General features: G+C 59.1%; 18 protein-coding genes and 1 pseudogene. 7 read left to right on the top strand and 12 right to left on the bottom strand.

The genetic code is table 11. The features are described from left to right. Window positions 1-103 precede the first annotated feature (103 nt). The gene (gene metE / locus HU722_RS17295; RefSeq protein ID WP_065946306.1) at window positions 104-2392 is read right to left on the bottom strand and encodes a 5-methyltetrahydropteroyltriglutamate--homocysteine S-methyltransferase; all 2289 of its coding nucleotides are present in this window, start codon (window positions 2390-2392) and stop codon (window positions 104-106) included. Window positions 2393-2709: 317 nt separating this feature from the next. Between metE and HU722_RS17300 the strand changes: the two genes are divergently transcribed. After that, the gene (locus tag HU722_RS17300; protein ID WP_065872164.1) at window positions 2710-3195 is read left to right on the top strand and encodes a GNAT family N-acetyltransferase; all 486 of its coding nucleotides are present in this window, start codon (window positions 2710-2712) and stop codon (window positions 3193-3195) included. A 171-nt stretch (window positions 3196-3366) separates the two neighbouring features. Here HU722_RS17300 and HU722_RS17305 read toward each other — a convergent pair whose 3' ends face one another. The 7 genes from HU722_RS17305 to HU722_RS17335 all read right to left on the bottom strand — a co-directional run bounded on the left by HU722_RS17305 (window position 3367) and on the right by HU722_RS17335 (window position 10312). Then, window positions 3367-4686 carry an OprD family porin gene (locus HU722_RS17305; protein WP_065872163.1) on the bottom strand — a complete coding sequence of 440 codons (1320 nt, stop codon included), beginning with the start codon at window positions 4684-4686 and terminating at the stop codon, window positions 3367-3369. Between the two features lie 137 nt (window positions 4687-4823). After that, complete coding sequence (locus HU722_RS17310; RefSeq protein WP_065881978.1) at window positions 4824-5657, bottom strand: phosphodiesterase; 834 nt, start codon at window positions 5655-5657, stop codon at window positions 4824-4826. Window positions 5658-5666: 9 nt separating this feature from the next. Then, window positions 5667-6698, bottom strand: a complete 1032-nt coding sequence (locus HU722_RS17315; protein ID WP_065890806.1) for an ABC transporter ATP-binding protein — start codon at window positions 6696-6698, stop codon at window positions 5667-5669. After that, window positions 6695-7489: an ABC transporter permease gene (locus HU722_RS17320; RefSeq protein ID WP_065872160.1), complete on the bottom strand. Its 795-nt coding sequence runs from the start codon at window positions 7487-7489 to the stop codon at window positions 6695-6697. The genes HU722_RS17315 and HU722_RS17320 overlap by 4 nt, the downstream gene beginning before the upstream one ends. Continuing rightward, window positions 7486-8304 carry an ABC transporter permease gene (locus HU722_RS17325; protein WP_065872159.1) on the bottom strand — a complete coding sequence of 273 codons (819 nt, stop codon included), beginning with the start codon at window positions 8302-8304 and terminating at the stop codon, window positions 7486-7488. The genes HU722_RS17320 and HU722_RS17325 overlap by 4 nt, the downstream gene beginning before the upstream one ends. After that, on the bottom strand, window positions 8305-9309 hold the full coding sequence (locus tag HU722_RS17330) for an ABC transporter substrate-binding protein (RefSeq protein WP_065872158.1): 1005 nt from the start codon (window positions 9307-9309) through the stop codon (window positions 8305-8307). Next, entirely contained in the window at window positions 9293-10312 is a 1020-nt protein-coding gene (locus HU722_RS17335) for a LacI family DNA-binding transcriptional regulator (RefSeq protein ID WP_065890805.1), read from the bottom strand. Before HU722_RS17335 ends, HU722_RS17330 begins: the two co-directional genes overlap by 17 nt. A 369-nt stretch (window positions 10313-10681) precedes the next feature. On the opposite strand from HU722_RS17335, the gene HU722_RS17340 reads away from it, so the two are divergent. Together HU722_RS17340 and HU722_RS17345 are read left to right on the top strand one after the other, a co-directional pair. Next, complete coding sequence (locus HU722_RS17340; protein ID WP_065890804.1) at window positions 10682-11779, top strand: carboxynorspermidine decarboxylase; 1098 nt, start codon at window positions 10682-10684, stop codon at window positions 11777-11779. 28 nt (window positions 11780-11807) lie between these two features. Continuing rightward, entirely contained in the window at window positions 11808-13052 is a 1245-nt protein-coding gene (locus HU722_RS17345) for a saccharopine dehydrogenase family protein (protein WP_065872155.1), read from the top strand. Window positions 13053-13258: 206 nt separating this feature from the next. Here the strand turns inward: HU722_RS17345 and HU722_RS17350 are convergent, their stop codons facing one another. Further along, window positions 13259-16243, bottom strand: a complete 2985-nt coding sequence (locus HU722_RS17350) for an amino acid adenylation domain-containing protein (protein WP_065890803.1) — start codon at window positions 16241-16243, stop codon at window positions 13259-13261. A gap of 444 nt (window positions 16244-16687) precedes the next feature. Between HU722_RS17350 and HU722_RS17355 the strand changes: the two are divergent. The 3 genes and pseudogenes from HU722_RS17355 to HU722_RS17365 form a co-directional block, all read left to right on the top strand. Next, window positions 16688-17032 (top strand): annotated as a pseudogene (locus HU722_RS17355) (methyltransferase family protein); the annotation flags it as partial. Window positions 17033-17454: 422 nt separating this feature from the next. Next, on the top strand, window positions 17455-17694 hold the full coding sequence (locus HU722_RS17360) for a DUF6124 family protein (RefSeq protein ID WP_065872153.1): 240 nt from the start codon (window positions 17455-17457) through the stop codon (window positions 17692-17694). Window positions 17695-17766: 72 nt separating this feature from the next. Then, window positions 17767-18267: a signal peptidase II gene (locus HU722_RS17365; protein ID WP_065890802.1), complete on the top strand. Its 501-nt coding sequence runs from the start codon at window positions 17767-17769 to the stop codon at window positions 18265-18267. 98 nt (window positions 18268-18365) lie between these two features. On the opposite strand, the gene glsB is transcribed toward HU722_RS17365, so the two are convergent. After that, window positions 18366-19274, bottom strand: coding sequence for a glutaminase B (glsB, locus tag HU722_RS17370; RefSeq protein WP_065890801.1), 909 nt, complete (start codon window positions 19272-19274; stop codon window positions 18366-18368). 55 nt (window positions 19275-19329) lie between these two features. Next, entirely contained in the window at window positions 19330-19674 is a 345-nt protein-coding gene (locus HU722_RS17375; protein ID WP_065872151.1) for a hypothetical protein, read from the bottom strand. 91 nt (window positions 19675-19765) lie between these two features. On the opposite strand from HU722_RS17375, the gene HU722_RS17380 reads away from it, so the two are divergent. Next, a complete protein-coding gene (locus tag HU722_RS17380; protein WP_065872150.1) occupies window positions 19766-20113 on the top strand; it encodes a hypothetical protein in 348 nt (115 codons plus the stop codon). A gap of 128 nt (window positions 20114-20241) precedes the next feature. Here HU722_RS17380 and HU722_RS17385 read toward each other — a convergent pair whose 3' ends face one another. Next, entirely contained in the window at window positions 20242-20652 is a 411-nt protein-coding gene (locus HU722_RS17385) for a hypothetical protein (protein WP_065890800.1), read from the bottom strand. Between the last annotated feature and the right edge of the window lie 15 nt (window positions 20653-20667).

Consider the following 20667-nt stretch of genomic DNA (forward strand, 5'->3'; position numbering starts at 1 on the left):
CTGGCTTACCTGCGATTGCATCACCGCGGTATCACGTTAGACCGAGGTGCCTGCATCGCAGGCAAGCCAGCTCCCACATTTTTGACCGTGTTCTACTCAGGAATCAGGCCAGTTCGGCGCGCAGTTGACGGGCGGCCGTCACCATGTGGATCAACGCCGCCTCAGTCTCCGGCCAGCCACGGGTTTTCAACCCACAATCCGGGTTCACCCACAACCGCTCAGCCGGAATCCGCTTCGCCGCCTTGCGCAACAGATTGGCCATCTCCGAAGCCTCCGGCACGCGCGGCGAGTGGATGTCATACACGCCCGGCCCAATGTCATTCGGGTAAGCGAAGGCTTCAAACGCATCCAGCAACTCCATATCCGAACGTGACGTCTCGATGGTGATCACGTCAGCATCCATCGCCGCGATGCTTTCGATCACATCGTTGAATTCGCTGTAGCACATGTGGGTGTGGATCTGGGTTTCGTCACGCACACCCGAGGCGCACAGGCGGAACACTTCGGTGGCCCAATCCAGATAAGGCTGCCACTGCGCCTGGCGTAGCGGCAGGCCTTCGCGGAATGCGGCTTCGTCGATCTGCACGATCTTGATGCCGGCGGCTTCCAGGTCCACCACTTCATCACGAATGGCGAGGGCCAGTTGACGGGCCTGCGCTTCGCGGCTCACGTCTTCGCGGGGGAACGACCACATCAGCATCGTCACCGGGCCGGTCAGCATGCCCTTCATCACCTTGCCTGTCAGGCCTTGGGCGTAGCGTATCCACTCCACGGTCATGGCTTTCGGGCGGCTCAAGTCGCCCACAATCACCGCCGGTTTCACGCAGCGCGAACCATAGCTCTGCACCCAGCCGAAGCGGGTGAATGCATAGCCGTCCAGTTGCTCGGCGAAGTACTCGACCATGTCGTTACGCTCGGCTTCACCGTGCACCAGCACGTCCAGGCCGAGGTTTTCCTGCACCTCCACGGCGTGCTTGATCTCGCTGTGCATGGCTTCGACGTATTCGGCTTCGCTCAGTTTTCCAGCCTTGTACGACTGACGCGCCAGGCGAATCGACGCGGTCTGCGGGAACGAACCGATGGTGGTGGTCGGGAACAGCGGCAGGTTGAGGCCGGCCCGTTGCTTCTCGATGCGCTGGGCAAACACTGACTGGCGCTGGCTGTCCCTGGCGGTAATGGCGGCGACACGGGCCTGCACCGCAGGTTTATGGATACGCGGCGACGCGGCGCGGGCCGCTTGTACGGTGCGGCTCTCAGCCAGGGCAGCCAGTACGTTTGGCGCTTCTGGCACGTCGACCGCACGTGCCAACACGGCGACTTCAGCGCACTTCTGCACGGCAAACGCCAGCCAGCTTTTCAGCTCAGAATCCAATTTGTCTTCACGGCCTACATCCACCGGGCTGTGCAACAAGGAACAGGACGGCGCAACCCACAACCGATCACCCAGTTTCTCATGGGCGTGCTGCAAGGTAGCCAAGGCCTTTTCCAGGTCGCAACGCCAGACGTTACGGCCGTTGACCACGCCCAGGGACAGCACCTTATACGCCGGCAGGCGGTCGAGGATGGTCGGGTACTGGTCCGGCGCACGCACCAGGTCGATGTGCAGGCCATCCACCGGCAAGTTGGCGGCCAGACCGAGGTTCTCTTCCAGACCACCGAAGTAAGTCGCCACCAGCTTTTTCAACGGGTCGCGCTGGATCTGGTTGTAGGCACGTTCAAAGGCGTTTTTCCAATCCTGCGGCAGGTCCAGCACCAGGATCGGCTCGTCGATCTGCACCCATTCCACGCCCAGTTCTGCCAGGCGCTGGAAGATCTGGCCGTACAGCGGCAGCAGGCGGTCAAGCAAATCGAGCTTGTCGAAATCACCACCCTTGGCCTTGCCCAGCCACAGGTAAGTCAGCGGGCCGATCACTACCGGCTTGACGTTGTGGCCCAGCTCGTGGGCTTCCTGGACTTCTTCGAACAACTGATCCCAACCCAGGTGAAACTGCTGGTCAGCACTGAATTCAGGCACCAGATAGTGGTAATTGGTATCGAACCACTTGGTCATTTCCTGGGCGTGGGCACTGCCGCAGCAGCTGTCGCTGACACCACGGGCCATGCCAAACAGGGTCTGCAGGGTGGCTATGCCATCCGCCGGGCGGAACCGCTCCGGGATCACACCGAACATCAGCGAGTGGGTCAGTACCTGGTCGTACCAGGCGAAGTCACCGGCTGGCAGCAGTTCAATGCCGGCCTGTTTTTGCAGGTCCCAGTGGGTCTTGCGCAGATCACGGCCAACGGCGCGGAGGCCGGCTTCGTCGAGCTCACCCTTCCAGAACGCTTCCTGCGCTTTTTTCAATTCACGATCGCGTCCAATGCGCGGAAAACCAAGGGAATGAGCGACTGCCATGACTTACAACTCCAATGTCAATATTTATGGAGCTATTGTCGGCAGATGGAGATAGTGAAACAAACTCATTTTATTCGAGATGATCACAAGATCTGCTCATGTTGGTAGGTAGTGAGCGGGCTTGCCCCGCGCTGGCCGGCGAAGCCGCCCCAATAAATCCACCTCGGTTTTTCAGAAAGATTGCGGCGCCTGGGTTTAGGGCGGCTTCGCCACCCAGCGCGGGGCAAGCCCGCTCACTACAGGGGCGGCTACCGCATTTGATCTTCTGGGTTTTCAGGGTTGTAATCGCGTGGGTATTTATCAAGAGCAGAATTAGCATGGATGCCACCAACCACAGCCATTCCAGAAAATGCCAGGACAACCTTCCTTCGATACGCAAACTCGAACGACTTCCAGAACAGATCCGTAACTTGGAAGCCCAAGCTATCGCCGAAGGTTTCAGATTCCTGACGCGCCTGATTACCGAGTGGGACGACCACGCCAACCGATTCGACCAACCGGGCGAGTGCCTGTTGGGCGTATTTTGTGAAGGGCAACTGGTCGCAATCGGCGGCCTTAACTGTGACCCGTATGCACCTCCAGGCACGGGACGACTCCGCCGCGTGTACGTTGCGCCCGCCGTACGCGGTCGCAATGTCGGAAAAGCACTGGTGCAACAGCTGCTGGAACATGCCCGCGCGCAGTTCCAATCGGTTCGCCTGTCGACCGATACGCCCGAAGCCGCAGCGTTTTATCTTCGCTGTGGCTTTCATCAGGTGGCGGATGACACGGCAACGCATGCAAAGGCACTGAAGCGTTGCTGAGACGGACACTGTCCGTTCAGCAACATCGATCAACTGTGGGAGTTGTCGAACTTCAGCGAGGCTGCGATGGCGGTGTGTCAGGCGGCATCTCTATCGGCAATGCCGCCGTCATCGCGGCCTCGCTGGGGCTCGACGGCTCCCACATTGGTTTTTGCAGAGCTTTGAGAGTAATTACATCAACGGAATCGAATAACTCACGAACAGCCGATTCTGGTCCTGATCCCGTGCGACCTCGCTGCGCGAAACCCCATTACGCCAGCCAAACCCAACGTTCTTGAACGTACCGCTCTGCACCACGTAATCCAGGGAAATATCCCGCTCCCATTCGCTGGCATCGTTGCCACTGGCGGTAAGGATATGGTCGCCTTTCAAGTACATCAGCGACGCCTTCAAACCCGGCACGCCGAGCGACGCGAAGTCATAGGCATATTGCGCAAACGCGGTGCGCTCGCCGGCCTGGATGAAGGTCTGCACGGTGCGGTCGGTGTAAAGGTACAGGCTGGAACCACCCTCCCCTTTATTCACCAGGCCGCCCTGGTTGAGTTGGGCGAAGTTGCTGTCGTCCGAGACTTGCTGGTAACCGGCAGTAATCGCGTGCGGGCCCAGGGAATAGATGAACGCTGCGCTCCAGGTGTTGTTGTCGATTTCACCTGTGCCGTTCTTGGTATAACCGCCAAGTTTGTAGCCTTCGGCACGACCGGCGACGGTGCTGTTTTTGCCGTCGGACGTGGTTTTGAAGTAACGCAGGTCAGTCTTCAGCGAGCCGTATTCGCCGAGCGGCAACACGTGGATCAGCCCGGCAAAGTGCTGTTGGTAATAGTCTTCAAGGTTGGCGTAGTAGTACTGGACCATCAGGTCCTTGGTCACTTGGTAGTCGGCACCGGCGTAGTTGAATTTGTTGCTTTCCTGAGTGCCACCCGCCGCGGCCAGGCCGCTGCGATCACTGGAGCCTCGACCGGTGGTGTGTTGCAGTTGGCCGCCGACCAGGGTCAGGTTGTCGATGTCCTTGCTGGTGATTTGCCCGCCTTCGAACGACTGCGGTAACAGGCGCCCATCGTTGCTCACCAGGATCGGCAGGTTCGGTCGCAGGTAACCGTAGCGCGCCTCGGTCTTGGCGAAACGCGCCTTAGCGGTGGCGCCGCCACGGCTCCAGCTATCGGCGGCCTTACCGTCGTCGTTGGGGATCATCGAGCTGCCCACATGGCGGCCGGCGCCGCTATCGAGGGTCAGGCCGAGCATGCCGACCGCATCCAGACCAAACCCCACCGTGCCATCGGTAAAGCCTGACTGATAGTTAAGGATAAACGCCTGGCCCCACTCTTCGGTCTTGGACGGTGCGGCGGCGCCGTCACGGTTGTCGTTGTTGAAGTAGAAGTTGCGCATGCTCACGTTGGCTTTACTGTCACTCAAGAAATCAGCCGAGGCCAAGGGGCTCAGGGCAATGCCCAGGCCGCCGGTCAATACGCTTATTACATTCAAAGTGGCTTTCATCAGGACGAACTCCGGCGCGGAATCCAAGTTCCGGGCGCAAAAAATGGGCAGCAGGAAGCACGCGGCCAAACTCGGCTTGGCCGGTGCGTTAACTAACGTTTACGACTTAGTTGCGCGAAGTGAACCTCCGTAAAACCTCAGTCAATCAATCCATGAGCGTCATAAAACGGATACGGCCCCGGGTACTCCCCGAACACGCCGTTGTGGCTGATCACACCTTGTTGCGCCTCCCAGCGGTGCAACAAATAGCCCGCCGGCTCCAGGTTAAAATGCGCGGGCGCCGCTTCTTGCAAATCCAGCACGATCTGGTGAGACGTGCCGGGACACACACAACTCAAACTGCCGCCGAAACGGCGCTGCATCGGCCGATGCAGATGCCCGCACAACAGCCGCTCCACTTGCGGGTGGCGTGCGACGACCTGCTCCAGGCCAGCGGCGTTGATGAAGGGTTCGCGGTCCATATGGCCGATACCGCTGATGAACGGCGGGTGATGCAGGATCAGCAAGGTGGGTGCATCAGGACGCAACGCCAGTTGCTCATCGAGCCACTGCAATTGGCTGTCCAACAACTGCCCGCCATGGCCGCCGGGAATGGTGGAGTCGAGGCCGATCAGGCGCAGCGGATACTCGTCCACCACCCAGTCCAACGGGCCATCTGCCGACAGTGGCAAATAAGGGTGATCACGGAACGCCTCCAGCAACGGCCCGCGTGTGTCATGGTTGCCAGGCACCAGGTAGCACGGCATGTGCAGGCGTGCGAGTTCGGGGTGCAGCACGGCATATTCATCGGCGCGGCCGAAGTCCACCAGGTCACCGCTGATTACCACGATATCGGGCCGTGGGTGGCTTGCGTTCAAATGGTCGACGGCGCGGCGCAACGCACCCAGGGTATCGACAACGCCATAGGTCAGGCGCTGGCCGGCTTTGAGGTGCAGGTCGCTGATCTGCGCGACTAGAAACGGACGATTCACAATAGATTCTCAAGCATTCAGGGTGAACAACATGTGCGGCGCAACCGCCAGGGCAATCGGCGCGCCGACCGCGTACAGTTGGTTGTCGCTGCTGTCGACCAACAGCGGTTGCGGGCCGCCGACATCCACCAGCAGGCGGCTTTGCGCGCCCTGGAAAAACTGCGCCAGCAGATGGCCGTGCAGGTGCCCTTCGCCCTCCATCACCCGCAGGTGTTCGGGGCGGCAGTAGACCGTGCCCGGCAGGTTGGCTTCGTGCCACGGCAACTCGCCGCCGCAGACTTTCAAGCCATGGGATGACGGCTCGATCACCACGAAAGCGTTAAGGTTGCCGACAAAGCCCGCGACGAAGGCGTTGGCCGGTTTCTGGTAGATGTCCCGTGGGCTGGCCAACTGGGCGACGCGACCGTGCTCCATCACCAGGATACGATCGCCCAGGGCCATGGCCTCACCCTGGTCGTGGGTGACGAACACTGACGTAATGCCGAGACCGCGCAACAGTTCATTCAGCTCACTGCGCAGGCGTTCGCGCAGTTGCGCATCCAGCGCTGCCAGAGGTTCATCCAGCAATAAAACCTTGGGGCGCGGCGCCAACGCACGGGCCAACGCCACGCGCTGACGCTGACCGCCGGAGAGTTCATGGATGCTGCGCTTGCCGTGGTCCTGCAAACCCACCAATTCCAGCAATTCATCACAACGCTTGTTGCGCTCCGGTGCCGACATACCGCGAATTTTCAGGCCGTAGACGATATTGCCCGCCACATCCAGGTTGGGAAACAGCGCGTAGTTCTGAAACACCATGCCCACGTCACGGCGTTCAATGGGCAGGCGGGTCACGTTCTGGTCACCGAAAAACACCTGGCCCACATCCGGGCGTTCCAGGCCGGCAATCAGGCGCAGGGTGGTGGTTTTGCCACAGCCGGACGGGCCAAGGATCGCCAGGGTTTCGCCGCCTTCAACGGTCAAATTCAAGTCATGCACGGCCACGGTGCCGTCGGCGAACGCCTTGCGACAGCCTTGCAGGCGGATAGTGATAGCGGTCATCGACGCTCTCCACGGGACAAACGGGCACTGATGGCCTGCAACGCAATCAGCAGCGGCACGATCATCAGCAAAAAGATAAGGGTGTAGGCGCTGGCGATTTCCAGCCGGGCCGAGGCGTAGCTGTCGGCCAGGCCGACCGGCAAGGTTTTGGTCATCGGCGTGTGCAGCATCCAGGTCAGGTTGAATTCACCCAGGGACAAGGTGACCACCATCAGCACACCCGCCAGAATCCCCGCCCGGCAATTAGGTACCACCACGCTGAAAAAGCGCTTTATCGGACCTGCACCCAGGCTGGCCGCTGCTTCCTCCAATACCGGCAATTGCTGGCGTTGCATCACCGCCATCACCGGGCGTACCAGGAACGGCAAAGTGAACAGCACATGACCGACGAGGATGAACAGCCAACTGCTGCGGAAGCTGCCGAACTGGCCGTAGGTCAGCAGCAAAGCCAACGCACTGGCCAAGCCGGGCATGGCCACCGGCAGCACCATCAGCTCCTCGAAGGCGCGGCTGAAGCGGTTGTTCATACGCACCAAGGCGTAGGCTGCCGGCACACCGATGACACAGACGCACACCGCGCAGGCCAAGGCCAATTGCAGCGACAGCCACACAGTCGGCGAATAGGCCTGCCACACCTGAATAATCCAATCAAAGGTCAAGCCACTGGACACACCCACGAAAAAGTTGCGGGTCAGCCCGGCCAGCAACGACATCAGCACCGGTACCAGCATGAAGGCGCACACCAGCAGGGTGAACAGCAGTTGAATCACAAACAGCGATGAGCGTTTCACAGCACAGTCCCCGCGTTTTTCACCAGGCGTCGCGTGAGCAGCAACACCGCCCAGGTCACCGCACCGAGTACCACCGACAGCGCAGCGGCGACGGCAAAATTGGCGTAGTTGGTGAATACGTTGTAGATCGCCACCGGGGTGACATTGAGCCGCGTGCCCAAGGTAAAGGCGGTGCCGAAAGCGCCCATGGACGTGGCAAAGCAGATCGCCCCACAGGACGCCAACGCGGGTGCCAAACCGGGCACGATCACGTCGCAGACCACGCGCCAGTGCCCTGCGCCCAGTGAATGCGCGGCCTCCTCCAGGCTGCGGTCGAGGCTTTCACAGGCGGCCATTACCGTGAGAATTACTCGCGGAATCGAGAAGTACAGGTAGCCCACAAACAGCCCCGCCAATGAGTAGGCGAAGATCCAACGTTCCCCGGCCAGTTGCAGGCCCAGTGACGCCAGCAGGCCTTGGCGGCCTGCCAACAAAATCACCAGGAAGCCCACCACCACGCCGGGAAAGGCCAAAGGAAAAGTGAGCAACGCCACCAGCGCCGAGCGCCCGAAAAACTGCTGGCGGGCGAGGAACACGCCGCTGATGCCGCCAATCACCAAAGCGACCAGCGTCACCACCACTGCCAGGATCAGGGTTTGCCCAAGGCTGCCCAGGTACTGCGCGCTGCTGAGCACCTGCCAATAGCCGCTGCCGCTGCTGTCGCGGCTCTCGGCGCCAAGCACCATCAGGTGCGCCAGCGGCAACAACCAGAACGCGAGCAGTACCGCAAAAGCCGGGGCCAGCGCCCAGGCTGCATGTCTTGCCGATGCGGCCACTTACTTGACCTCGTTAAGGTATCGGGCGGCGAAGGCTTCCTGCACAGCGGCCATTTTTTCGTAGTCCACCACACCGGCACGGGCATAGTCGCTGTCCGGGAGGAACTGCGCAGCCACGTCAGCCGGCATTTTCATTGGACGCACTGGGCGCAAGTAAGCCTTGGCCCAAAGCGCCTGGCCTTCGTCCGACAGCACGAAGTCGAGGACTTTCTCGGCATTGGCGCGGTGCGGTGCATTGGCGACCAGGCTCATCACGTAGGGCACGCTGATGCTGCCTTCTTTCGGAATCACGAAGGCGACGTTGGCGTTGTCTTTGTAGCGCGCGCGATAGGCGTTGAAGTCGTAGTCCACCAGGATCGGCAATTCGCCGGAGAGCACCCGCGCATAGGCGGTTTGCTTGGGCACGATGGGCGCGTTTTTCGCGAGTTTCTGGAAGTAGTCGATGGCCGGGGCGAAGTTGTCCAGGTCGCCGCCCATGGCGCGGTTGATCGCCACTGCCGACACGTAGCCGACGAAGGCACTGGACGGATCGAGGTAACCGACCATGCCTTTGTATTCCGGCTTGAGCAGGTCAGCCCAGCTTTGCGGGACCGGCAAACCGCCGAGCGCGTCGACATTGACCATGATGCCCAAGGTGCCGGAGTGGATCGCGAACCAATGGCCGGCCGGGTCTTTGAGGCCAGCGGGGATCTGGTCCCAGGCCTTGGGTTTGTAGGTGTCGACCACGCCGGCTTTTTGCGCCTGCAGGCCGAAGGTCACGCCGTAGTAAACGACATCGGCGACCGGTGCGGCTTTTTCCGCCACCAATTGCGCCAGGGACTGGCCGGAGTTTTTGTTGTCCAGCGGCACTTGCACGCCGGTGCTGGCGGCGATGGCCTTGAGCTGGGTGCCCCAATCGGCCCAGTCCGGCGGGCAGTTGTAGCAGATCGCGGTTTCGGCGGCCTGGGCCAGGCTGGCCGCACCGCACAGCAACAGGGCTGCCAGGGTTTTACTGAGTGCGCGCATCAAGGGTCTCCTCGTAGGGTTGAGTACTTTCGCCGGGCCGGATATGGCAAGGCAGGCAATGGGACGTCGGAGCATTGCCGGCGATTTGCGCCAGCAGTTGGTCAATCACGGTGCTGGCCAACAGCGCAATGGGCTGCACCACGCTGCACAGGGTCGGGTGCATCTGGGTGCCGAGGCTGATGCCGTCGAAGCCCATAACCGAAAGCTGTTGGGGCACGTTCCAGGCGTTGCGACGCAGTTCGGCAATCAGGCTGATCGCCAGGAAATCGTTGGAGCACACCAAGGCGGTCGGTGCATCGGCGCCCTGGAGGAAAGGTTCGATGGCGGCGAACTCAGCTTGGGTGTGAGCCGGCATTTCGATCACCGGACGGCTCTTGATGCCGTATTCCTGCATGGCATCGCAGTAGCCGGCGTAGCGCAGGCGAGCACGGTCCGATTGCAACGCGGGCCCGGCGACCATGCTGATGCGGCGGTGCCCGGCTTCCAGCAGATATCGCGTGGCGAGGGCCATGCCAGCGCGGTTGTCGACCGACACAGCGCTGTAGTTGGGGTTGCTCGGCTGGTGATACGCCAGCACGAACGGGGTCTGCTCGGTGTTCAGGCTGCTGAGCACGCTGTTGCTTTCGGCATCGGTGACCGTCAGTACCAAGCCGTCGACGCGCTGGCGCAGCAGTTCTTCCACCACAATGCACTCACGTTCGCTGCTGTAGTCGGTGGTCGCCAGCAACAGGCTGTAGCCGCGCGACCGTGCAGCGCGCTCCATGGCCTGGAACTGTTCAGCGAACACCGGGTTGAGCAGGTTAGGCACCACCACGCCGATCAACTGGGTGGTTTGCAGGCGCAGTTGGCGGCCCAGCAGATTGGGCCGAAACCCCAACTCGCGGGCGGCGGCGAACACCTGTTCACGGGTGGCCGGGCGCACTTGGTCAGGGGAAGCAAAAGTGCGGGCGGCGGTGGCGCGGGATACGCCAGCCAGGCGCGCAACGTCTTTCAGGTCAGTCATTGTCACTCGCTTGAGATCGATCTCATTGGCGAGGACAGTAGCGGGGGAATATGGCAGGACGGTGGTGGGGAGATGACGGTTTGATGTCACTGAGCATTAAGCGCCCTCTCCCTCTGGGTGATGATCAAAGGTGGGAGCTGGCTTGCCTGCGATTGCGGACTATCAGCCAGTACTGTTGGCACTGACCCACCGCTATCGCAGGCAAGCCAGCGCCCACATTCGACCTGTGTATGCCTATAGACAGTCATACTTCGCAACTACGATTGAAAACCGGGTGCAGCAAATTCCGCCCACTAACCTTTCGATTCAATCCAAGTGCGGGCACAATGCCTGTCCTTTTTTGGCAGGCACCGCCGCAGGCTCTCAAAAATGATCAAAACGCCGTACTACCTCATCGATAAACAGAAACTTCTGGTCAACATGCAGAAGATTGCTTATGTGCGCGAGCAGTCCGGCGCCAAGGCGTTGCTGGCGCTCAAGTGCTTTGCCACCTGGTCGGTGTTCGACCTGATGCAGCAATACATGGACGGCACCACCTCGTCGTCGCTGTACGAGTTGAAGCTCGGCCGCCAGAAATTCGAAGGTGAAGCGCACGCCTACAGCGTGGCCTGGGCCGACGATGAAATCGAAGAGATGCTGGAGCACTGCGACAAGATCATCTTCAACTCGATCAGCCAGCTGCAGCGCTTTGCCGAACGCTCCGAAGGCAAGACCCGTGGCCTGCGCGTGAACCCACAGGTGAGTAGCTCCGACTACCTCCTGGCGGACCCGGCGCGCCCGTTTAGCCGCCTCGGCGAATGGGACCCGGTGAAGATCGAAGGCGTCATTGATCAGATCTCCGGCTTCATGTTCCACAACAACTGCGAGAACGGCGATTTCAGCCTGTTCGACAAAATGCTCGGCACCATCGAAGAACGCTTCGGCGCGCTGCTGCACAAGGTCGAGTGGGTCAGCCTTGGCGGCGGCATCCATTTCACCGGTGAAGACTATGCCGTGGACGCGTTCTGCGCCCGCTTGAAGGCGTTCTCCGAGAAGTACGGCGTGCAGGTCTACCTGGAACCGGGCGAAGCGGCGATCACCAACAGCGCCTCCCTGGAAGTGACCGTGCTCGACACCCTCTACAACGGCAAAAACCTCGCCGTGGTAGACAGCTCCATCGAAGCCCACCTGCTGGACCTGCTGATCTATCGCCTCAATGCCAAGCTGGCACCGAGCGAGGGTGAACACACCGTCATGGTGTGTGGCAAATCCTGCCTGGCCGGGGACATTTTCGGCGAGTATCAATTTGATCGTCCGTTGGCCATCGGCGATCGGCTGTCGTTCATCGACACCGCGGGCTACACCATGGTCAAGAAAAACTGGTTCAACGGCCTGAAAATGCCGTCCATCGTAGTGAAACAACTCGACGGTACAGTCGAAGTGGTTCGTGAATTTGGTTACGACGACTACCTGTCCAGCCTTTCGTAAGCTGGCGGATAAAGGAGAGATAAAGCAATTGAAAAAGAACGTTCTTATCATTGGTGCAGGAGGTGTCGCCAAGGTGGTGGCCCACAAGTGCGCGCAGCACAACGACGAACTCGGTCGTATTGCTATCGCGTCGCGCAACATCTCCAAATGCCAGGCCATCATCGACAGCGTCAAGGCCAAGGGTAGCCTCAAGGTTCCCGCCGACATCCAAGCCTTCGCGCTGAACGCCCTGGACGTGGAAGCGACCAAGGCCCTGATCCGCGAGACTGAATCGCAGATCGTCATTAACGTGGGTTCCGCGTTCCTCAACATGTCGGTACTGCGTGCCTGCATCGACACGGGCGTTGCGTACCTCGACACCGCCATCCACGAAGAGCCGGGCAAGGTCTGCGAGACCCCGCCGTGGTACGGCAACTACGAATGGAACCACCTGGAAGAGTGCAAACAGAAGAACATCACCGCCATCCTTGGCGTGGGCTTCGACCCAGGTGTCGTCAACGCGTACGCCGCGCTGGCGCAGCAACAGCATTTCGACCGCATTGACTCGATCGACATCCTCGACGTCAATGCCGGCTCCCATGGCAAATACTTCGCCACCAACTTCGACCCGGAAATCAACTTCCGCGAGTTCACCGGACAGGTGTGGAGCTGGCAGAACAGCCAGTGGACCAGCAACACCATGTTCGAAGTCAAACGCACCGACGACCTGCCGGTCGTCGGTTCGCAGAACCTTTACCTCACCGGCCACGATGAAGTGCACTCCCTGTCGAAAAACCTCGACGTGCCCAACGTGCGCTTCTGGATGAGCTTCGGCGAACACTACATCAACGTGTTCACCGTACTGAAAAACCTCGGCCTGCTCTCCGAGAAGCCGGTCACCACCGCCGAAGGCCTGGAAGTCGTGCCGCTGAAACTGGTCAAGGCCGTGCTGCCCGACCCGTCTTCGCTCGCGCCGGGCTACACCGGCAAGACCTGCATCGGCGACCTGGTCAAAGGCACCAAGGACGGCCAGCCGCGTGAGATGTTCATCTACAACGTGGCGTGCCATGAAGAAGCCTTTGCCGAGACTGACAGCCAGGGCATTTCGTACACCGCAGGCGTTCCACCCGTAGCCGCTGCGCTGCTGGTTGCCCGTGGTGAGTGGGATGTGAAGCACATGGCCAACGTCGAGGAACTGCCGGCTGAGCCGTTCCTGAAGGCGCTGGACGTGATGGGGTTGCCAACTCGGATTAAAGACGAGAATGGTGATCGTGCTTGGGATGCGACTGCCTGAATAGGCGATAGCTGACCGAACAAAAAAATGCGCCCTCAGGGGCGCATTTTTTGTTGGGGCTCACATAAATCCCAAAGAAGAATGAAGATCAAAATGTGGGAGCTGGTTTGCCTGCGATAGCGGTCTTCCAGTGACTGAGAGACTGCTGACACACCGGTATCGCAGGCAAGCCAGCTCCCACAGGGATGGCACTGCGCCCCAAATTCTCAGATATTTCCAACGCCGCCTCCCAACCGGTCCAGGTAGCGCGCCAGCACGTCTCCCGAGAATTCCGATTGCCGAATCCCGCTGCCCATCAAAAAAGCCCGGACATTGCGCCTATCCCAAGCGTAATTGTGCTGGTAAAGCTGCAATATCGTTTGCCCCTCATGCATGTCGTCCTTGAACATCCCCAATAGCGGGTACAGCAACGCATCCGTCTGGTTTTCCCACAGCCCAACCCATTTCTCGTACGGCAAGACAGCAAGGCGGCGCCCATAGTAACGGCCAACCCGCGAACAAAACTGCTTGAGATTTGGATCACGGTGCAGCGTCTGGCACAGGTTGAATTTCTTGCCAAGGGCCGCAGGTTGGCGAGCAATGTGAGCGACGGCCTTTACCATGTAGTCAACAGTCGTCAGGCCTTCGCGCATTTTTCGCAGGTCTGGCACAGCGCCATGCTCAAGACAGGTTTTGATAAACCGGCCCCACCACTGGTAGTCGGCACATACGCCGGTGCGGCTGTGACAGGTCGCGTAACCGAGGCGGAAAGTCATCAAGGGCAGGCCTTTGGCAGCCGCCATATCCGCTATCTTTTCCATCACCCACTTACTTTGAACATACCCAAGATCGTGCCGTATTGCGGGTAGGTTTTCATCGATGCAATCGTCCTCGTACACACGGCGCTTAAGGGTATAGCGGTGCCCCCAGCTGTAGATGGAAATAGTCGACATCAACATCAGCGCTTTGGTTTTTCCTGCGGCGCAAAAACTGAGAATGCGCCTGAGGCCCTCGACGTTATCAGTCCTCATGTAGGAATACGGCATGATGAAATTGACCGCGCTGGCCGAGTGGACCACCGCATCAATCATTTTAGAAAGCCACGCATACTCGCCGGGCTCTAATCCCATGTTGTGCTGCGACAAATCGCTGACATACACACGGATGCGCGCCCAATCACTCGCTTTAAGCTCCACCCGGTAACGCTCGCTGATTTGTTGAAGCCGCGCCAGGCCGGCTTCGGGCTGTTCACAGCGTACCGGGCAATGAATGCACGCGGCGCCCGTGGCTAAAAGCTGCTGGAGCAGATGAATCCCAACGAACCCTGTCACCCCGGTAAGCCAGACATGCTTTGGGTCGCCTACCTGTGCGGTATCAAAGCCACCTCTAAAATCCGTACCGGCATCCAGGAATACATCATCTTCGAAATTGATGGCAGGCTGAGCGCCGCCCTGCGCGGAAGGCTGACAGCGGTGGGCCAGCTCAGCGGCAAGATCTTTCAATACGATATGTTCATAGATTTCACGCACTGCCACCCTGATACCGAAGCCTTCAGACAGCTGTTTAGCCAACTGCGCCACGCGCAACGAATGCCCGCCCACCTCAAGAAAACTATCGTCCACTGAAAAATTGCCATGCCCGAGCACCGCATACCAAGCGAGCGCGACCTTGCGCTGGTTTTCATCGCTGAAGCGATCCACTGCCAACAGGTCGGGTTGCAGTTTTTTCAATAATTCGAGCAGGGCTGGCTTATCGGTCTTGCCGTTGCCATTGCTTGGCAGTTCGGCCACGCAGTGGAAGGTGAAAGGCACCATATATTCAGGCAAGTCGCGCCCAAGGCTACGGCGCAGGTCGGCCTCCAGCCGCTTCGGATGGACGTGTCGATTCCAGGGCACGACAAATGCAACCAAACGTTTGTCAGCCTGAGTGCCCCCATCTTCCACAACCACCGCCGCACTGGTGACTTGCGACTCCTTAAGCAGGCGTGCCTCGATCTCACCCAGTTCAACCCGGTAGCCGCGTATCTTGACTTGACCGTCCAGCCGCCCTAGAAACTGGATACTGCCATCCTCAAGGATCCGTGCTTGGTCGCCGCTGCGATATAGGCGACGCCTGAGCACTTTGGAATAGATGAAACGCTGCCGGGTCAATTCAGGCGCGCCCAGATATTCTCTGGCCAAACAGGGCCCGGCAATACACAACTCACCTACCTCGCCAGCGCCTACTTCTTGCAAATGCTCATCAAGGATGTGGATTTTGCACTGTCCGATCGGAAGGCCAATGGAATCGGCTTGGTTCAAACGTCTGCTTTGCACAAGGTGCGAGGTAACGAAAATAGTCGCTTCGGTGGGGCCATAACAGTCCACCAATTTAAAGGATAAGTGCTCCACTCTCAGGGGATGCAGCTTTTCGCCACAGGTATAGATGTATTTGAGTGAGAGGGCTGGCGGCTGGCGGGCATTCACGATGTTGTAGACTTTCAGGGTTGGTACGAACGCGTGCGTGATTTGATGCGTCACACAAAAAGCCAGGAATGCATCACTGCTGAGTAACGACTCTTGATCCAGCAGATAAAGGCAAGCTCCGGCAACCAGATTTGACCAGACTTCTGCTTGGATCAAGTCAAACCCTACTGCTGCCATCACCGTGGATCGGCTGCTCGGGTCGATATCCAGACGTGCATTGTGTTCGAGCATCAACCCTATGACGCTACGATGCTCGACGACCACGCCCTTCGGATTGCCCGTAGTGCCCGATGTGAAAATCACGTACATAACGTCCGTGGGCTTGACCCACACCGGTCGAGACAGCACGGACTCGGGGCCGGCCAGCAACTCGTCGACCGTTGTTAATGTGCACTCAGGCAGTGGCGCTCGATCATGAGCCAGGGTAGAGAGCACCACCCGAGCGCCGCATTGCCGGGCAACGTATTCTTTGCGGTTTTGTGGCAATGTCCTGTCGAGCGGGACGTACGCTGCACCGGTTTTGAGTACGGCCAAAAAGGCAATGATCAGCGCCACCGAGCGCTCAGCCTGAACCAACACCAGATCGCCGGCACCGATCTTCAACGCTTGCAAACCGGCCGCCACCTTAGTGCTTTGATGGTCGAGCTCTGCGTAAGTCAGCCGCTGCGCCTGGCCTACCACAGCCAACCTATCAGGATTGACCTTGACCTTTTGTGCAAATGCGCTCACAACCGTGTGCGGGAACATGTTAAACCCTCCTGGTTCGCTCTCCTTGGCCACGTACTGCCGCCTTCGAGCTGTTATTTTTTTCTGATTTCCAGAACATTTCTCCTGTTAGAAATGACAGTTTTTTAGACTGACTTCATCTAATTGCTATAGCGTCCGAACACCGCCCCCCCCCAATTTGCTCACTCAGTCACTCCTACGCCTTCATCCCCGCCAGCGGATATCCCGGCGCATTCAATTCCGGCGACCAGCCCCCACCGCTTCAAAGACACTGTCACTTCTCACAGGTTACTGATCTCATAAACCCCGCTAGCCTTAGCCAGTCGAATTCGTACGTCGACTGGTTTACCCATTCACCATGCACGAAAGGAGTCGTCCATGATCTCGCAAAAAAACTCAAACAGCCTCGTCGTGCGGGTGTACAGCATCGGCTGCTATCTGACTTTCCTGGTCACGTTTTTATAGCTGGCGACGTTGTTGTTCAGCCACTTCGAACTTTTCGGGCTCAAACAGGCTATTGACCGCTGGCGCGGCACGGCACAACACGCGCCGGCATTCAGAACGCCGGGGCTCTACAAGATCGTTCGTCACCCGCTTTACCTGGGGTTCTTGATTGCCTTTTGGGCAACACCGGACATGACGGCAGGTCATCTGTTGTTTGCGGTGGGGCTGACCATCTATCTCTTCGTTGGGACCCACTTTGAAGAAAAGGATCTGGTGGTGCTGTTTGGGGAAAGGTATCAACGGTATCAGGGTGAGGTGAGCATGATCGTGCCGGTGCCGAAGAGGAAAGCCAGGGGATGCCAATAAAGACAGTGAATAGACACTCCAGCCGATGATTTACGATGTGGCGAGAGTGCCAGTGCCGGATGTGCTAGCTGACACACTGCATAGCAGGCAAGCCAGCTCCCACAGGGATGGCACTGCGCCCCAGATTCTCGGATATATCCCACAACCGTTTCAGGTTGTCGCTCGGAAGTGCGCTGACTAACCTCTCTGCCGTCGCTGCCAATTCAGCGACCGGATTTGACCGTCCGAACCCGAATACACTTATGCCAACATCGATTCAGGCGTTTTTTTTACGTCTGATGTATCGTGTCGCGGCAGCTGTACGCGGGATACCTTTGGGTATGCCGGGCTCCTCGGGACCGGTCGGTCAACCCGCGTATAGCTGCCACCCTATTTCGTTTGACCGCGAATCGTGGCAGCTCCATTCCCGACGGAGTTTCACCATGATCAAAGACAGTCCAAATCCCCCAGAAACACTCTTCACCGTCCGCGCCGATTTAGGCACGGAAACCCTGCTGGTCAACGCCTCCCAGGACCTGGCCTCCATCAACGATATCGCCACTCACCTGGCCTTTGAAATCGACGGTGCTCAACGCAACGTCGCGCTGGGTATCTGCCGCATGCTCGAAGGTGTGCAACTGCTGGTCGACAAGGCATTGGACGTAGCCCACCCGGCGGCCTGAAGATGGACGGGATAGAGCGCCTGAGCTATCTTCGGGCGCTCTATCGACCGCCCCCAGACAGGAAGTTACCGCTTGAGCACGTCACCCCTACTGCGAGGCCGCACCTTCGCCCTCTTCGCCGGTATCGCCTTTGTTGCCATCGACCAACTCGTCAAACTACTGGCCCTGGTTTCACTGCAAGCCAACAGTTTCAAAATCGGCTCTAACCCCATCAACCTCGCATTGGAACTGAGCCTGAACCCAGGCGCCTTCCTGAGCCTGGGCGCTGCTTTGCCGCCGCAGGTCAAACAGCTGATCTTTATCGTCGGCGTGGCAGTAGTGGTGGCCTGGGCGATGTGGTGGTCGCTGTCCAATTGGAGCCAACCACTGCGTAAGGTCTTGCCGCTGTATGCGATTGCGTTGGGTGGCATTGCCAACCTTATAGACCGCGTCTTTCGCGACGGTCATGTGGTCGACTACATGGTCCTGAATGTCGGACCGACGCATACCGGCGTGTTCAATATCGCCGATATCGCGATCACCGCTGGAGCGCTGTACTTGATGGTGGATTTGTTTTTGAAACGTAAGGCCTAAAGTGATTGCTGAACCCGTGTGGGAACGGGCAAGCCCGCTCCCACAGGGAAATCATGGTGCTGGTAGATTGCATTTCAGCAGATCAACGCCATTACACCTTAGAACACCGACCACCCAATCCGCTCACTCAACAACTCCAACGCCTTCATCCCCGCCAGCGAATTCCCCGCCGCATTCAGCTCCGGCGACCACACGCACACCGTAAACTGCCCCGGCACCACCGCGACAATCCCGCCGCCGACCCCGCTCTTGCCCGGCAACCCCACGCGATAGGCGAAATTCCCTGCCTCGTCATACAGCCCGCTGGTGGCCATGATCGAGTTGACTTGCTTGGTCTGGCGCGCCGTCAGGATTTGCTCGCCGCTGTGGGCGCTGGTGCCCTCGTTGGCGAGAAAGCTGAAGGCCTTGGCCAGGTCCAGGCAGCTCATCTGCAACGCGCAATAGTTGAAGTAGCTGTGCAGCACCGCGTCTACGTCATTGTGGAAGTTACCGAAGGACTTCATCAGGTAAGCCATGGCCGCGTTGCGCGCGCCGTGCTGGGCTTCGGATTCGGCGACAACGCTGTTGACCAGGATCTGCGGGTTGCCGGACAGGCGCCTTACAAAGTCGCGCATCGACAGGATCGGTACGGCAAAGCGCGATTGGTTGATGTCACAAATCACCAGCGCGCCCGCATTGATAAACGGATTACGCGGGCGCCCGCGCTCGAATTCCAGTTGCACCATGGAGTTGAACGGTTGCCCGGACGGTTCGTGGCCCAAGCGTTCCCAGATGGTTTCGCCGCCGTGGTCGATGGCCTGCACCAGGCTGAACACCTTGGAAATGCTCTGCACCGAGAACAACGTATCGGCGTCACCGGCGCGGTAGGCCGAGCCGTCGTTGCCGTACACGGCGATGCCGATCTGGTTGGCGGGTACATCGGCCAGCGCGGGGATGTAGTCGGCGACTTTGCCGAGGCCGATCAATGGACGAACTTCGTCAAGGATCGAGTCCAGCAGCGCCTGCATGTCTTGTCCTGTCATCTGTCTTTGAATCAGTGATAAGCGGGGCGCGGAGGATACTTCAATGCGCGCGGAAGCCCCACACAATCTCTACCACCCGCTCGGCCACCACCAGATACACCAGGATCAACAACAGCTGTAGCGCCAGGTGATAACGCAGCTTGGCCAATCGACGGATACCATCACTGACGTTCAACAGCATCAACAGCGTCGACAGCACAATCAGTCCCCAGCCGGCCACGCTGGAGGCAAACACCCCGATAAACAGGTCCTGCTGGCCCACGAGCGTATTGGTCCCTGCCGCAAACAACAGCGCACACACCAGCAGGTTTTTCACGTTGTCGAAAATCTGTGTGCTCAGATCGTTTTCCAGCAAGGCCAAATACCGCTTCCATAACGCGTGCATGGGTAAGTACCGGGTAGGGATCGCTCGTCAATCAAAGTAGTCCAATTGCCCGTACACTGCACCGCTGCGCTTACCCAATGAGGACTTTTGCATGAAATTGATGATCGGCCTGGCCGCCCTGCTGTTGGTATCGGCTTGCACCTCAACAGCGCCCACCACGCCACCTGCGCAAGACGCCGCCGCGTCGACGTGCCTGGCAGGCGGCGGCACGATGAAGCAAGTCGGCAAGTTGCAGAGCTGGAAATGCATCACGCCGTACAAGGATGCAGGTAAGGCGTGTACCGACTCTAGTCAGTGTGATGGCGAGTGCCAAACCAGTGTCACCACCCAAACTGGCAGCACGCCGATCAGCGGCACCTGCCAAGTGGACAACAGCCACTTCGGCTGCTCGGCGACGGTGGAAAAAGGCAAGCTCGGCCGGGCGATTTGCGTGGACTGAGCCTCGCCACCGAACAAATGTGGGAGCGGGCTTGCTCGCGAATACGGTGTATCAGTTAACGATGTATCCACTGATCAAACGCATTCGCGAGCAAGCCCGCTCCCACATTTTTTGCTCCACATTACCCTTCAAAAATGCGCCACATCCGACACCCGCTCATCCAGCACATCCCGAGCCAGTGCCCACGCCTGGTCTTTGGACTCCACCACCAGCAACGGGTACCCCCACGCCTTGCCGAACATCGCGGCGAACGGCTTGAGCGCCAGGCGCTGCGCTGCGCTGGGTTCCACCTGGATCATGCCTTTGACGTAGGCACGCAGCGCCTGTTTGTTTTTCTTCATCCAGATCGAGGCGTGCTTGCGTTCCTCGTGGGAGTGTTCGTGGTTGTTTTCATCCACGGTTTTTTCGTGCAGCAACACGAAGGATTGCTGACGGGCCAACAGGCTTTCGAAAATCCGGAAGGCATCTTCCGGGCCTCTCTCGCTGGGCGCATCAAAGACGATTTTCACCACCGGAAATGTTGTGCTGTCGAGTCGCATGGCAGAGCTCCTTGT

The organism is Pseudomonas tritici (assembly GCF_014268275.3).
Lineage (GTDB): Bacteria > Pseudomonadota > Gammaproteobacteria > Pseudomonadales > Pseudomonadaceae > Aquipseudomonas > Aquipseudomonas tritici.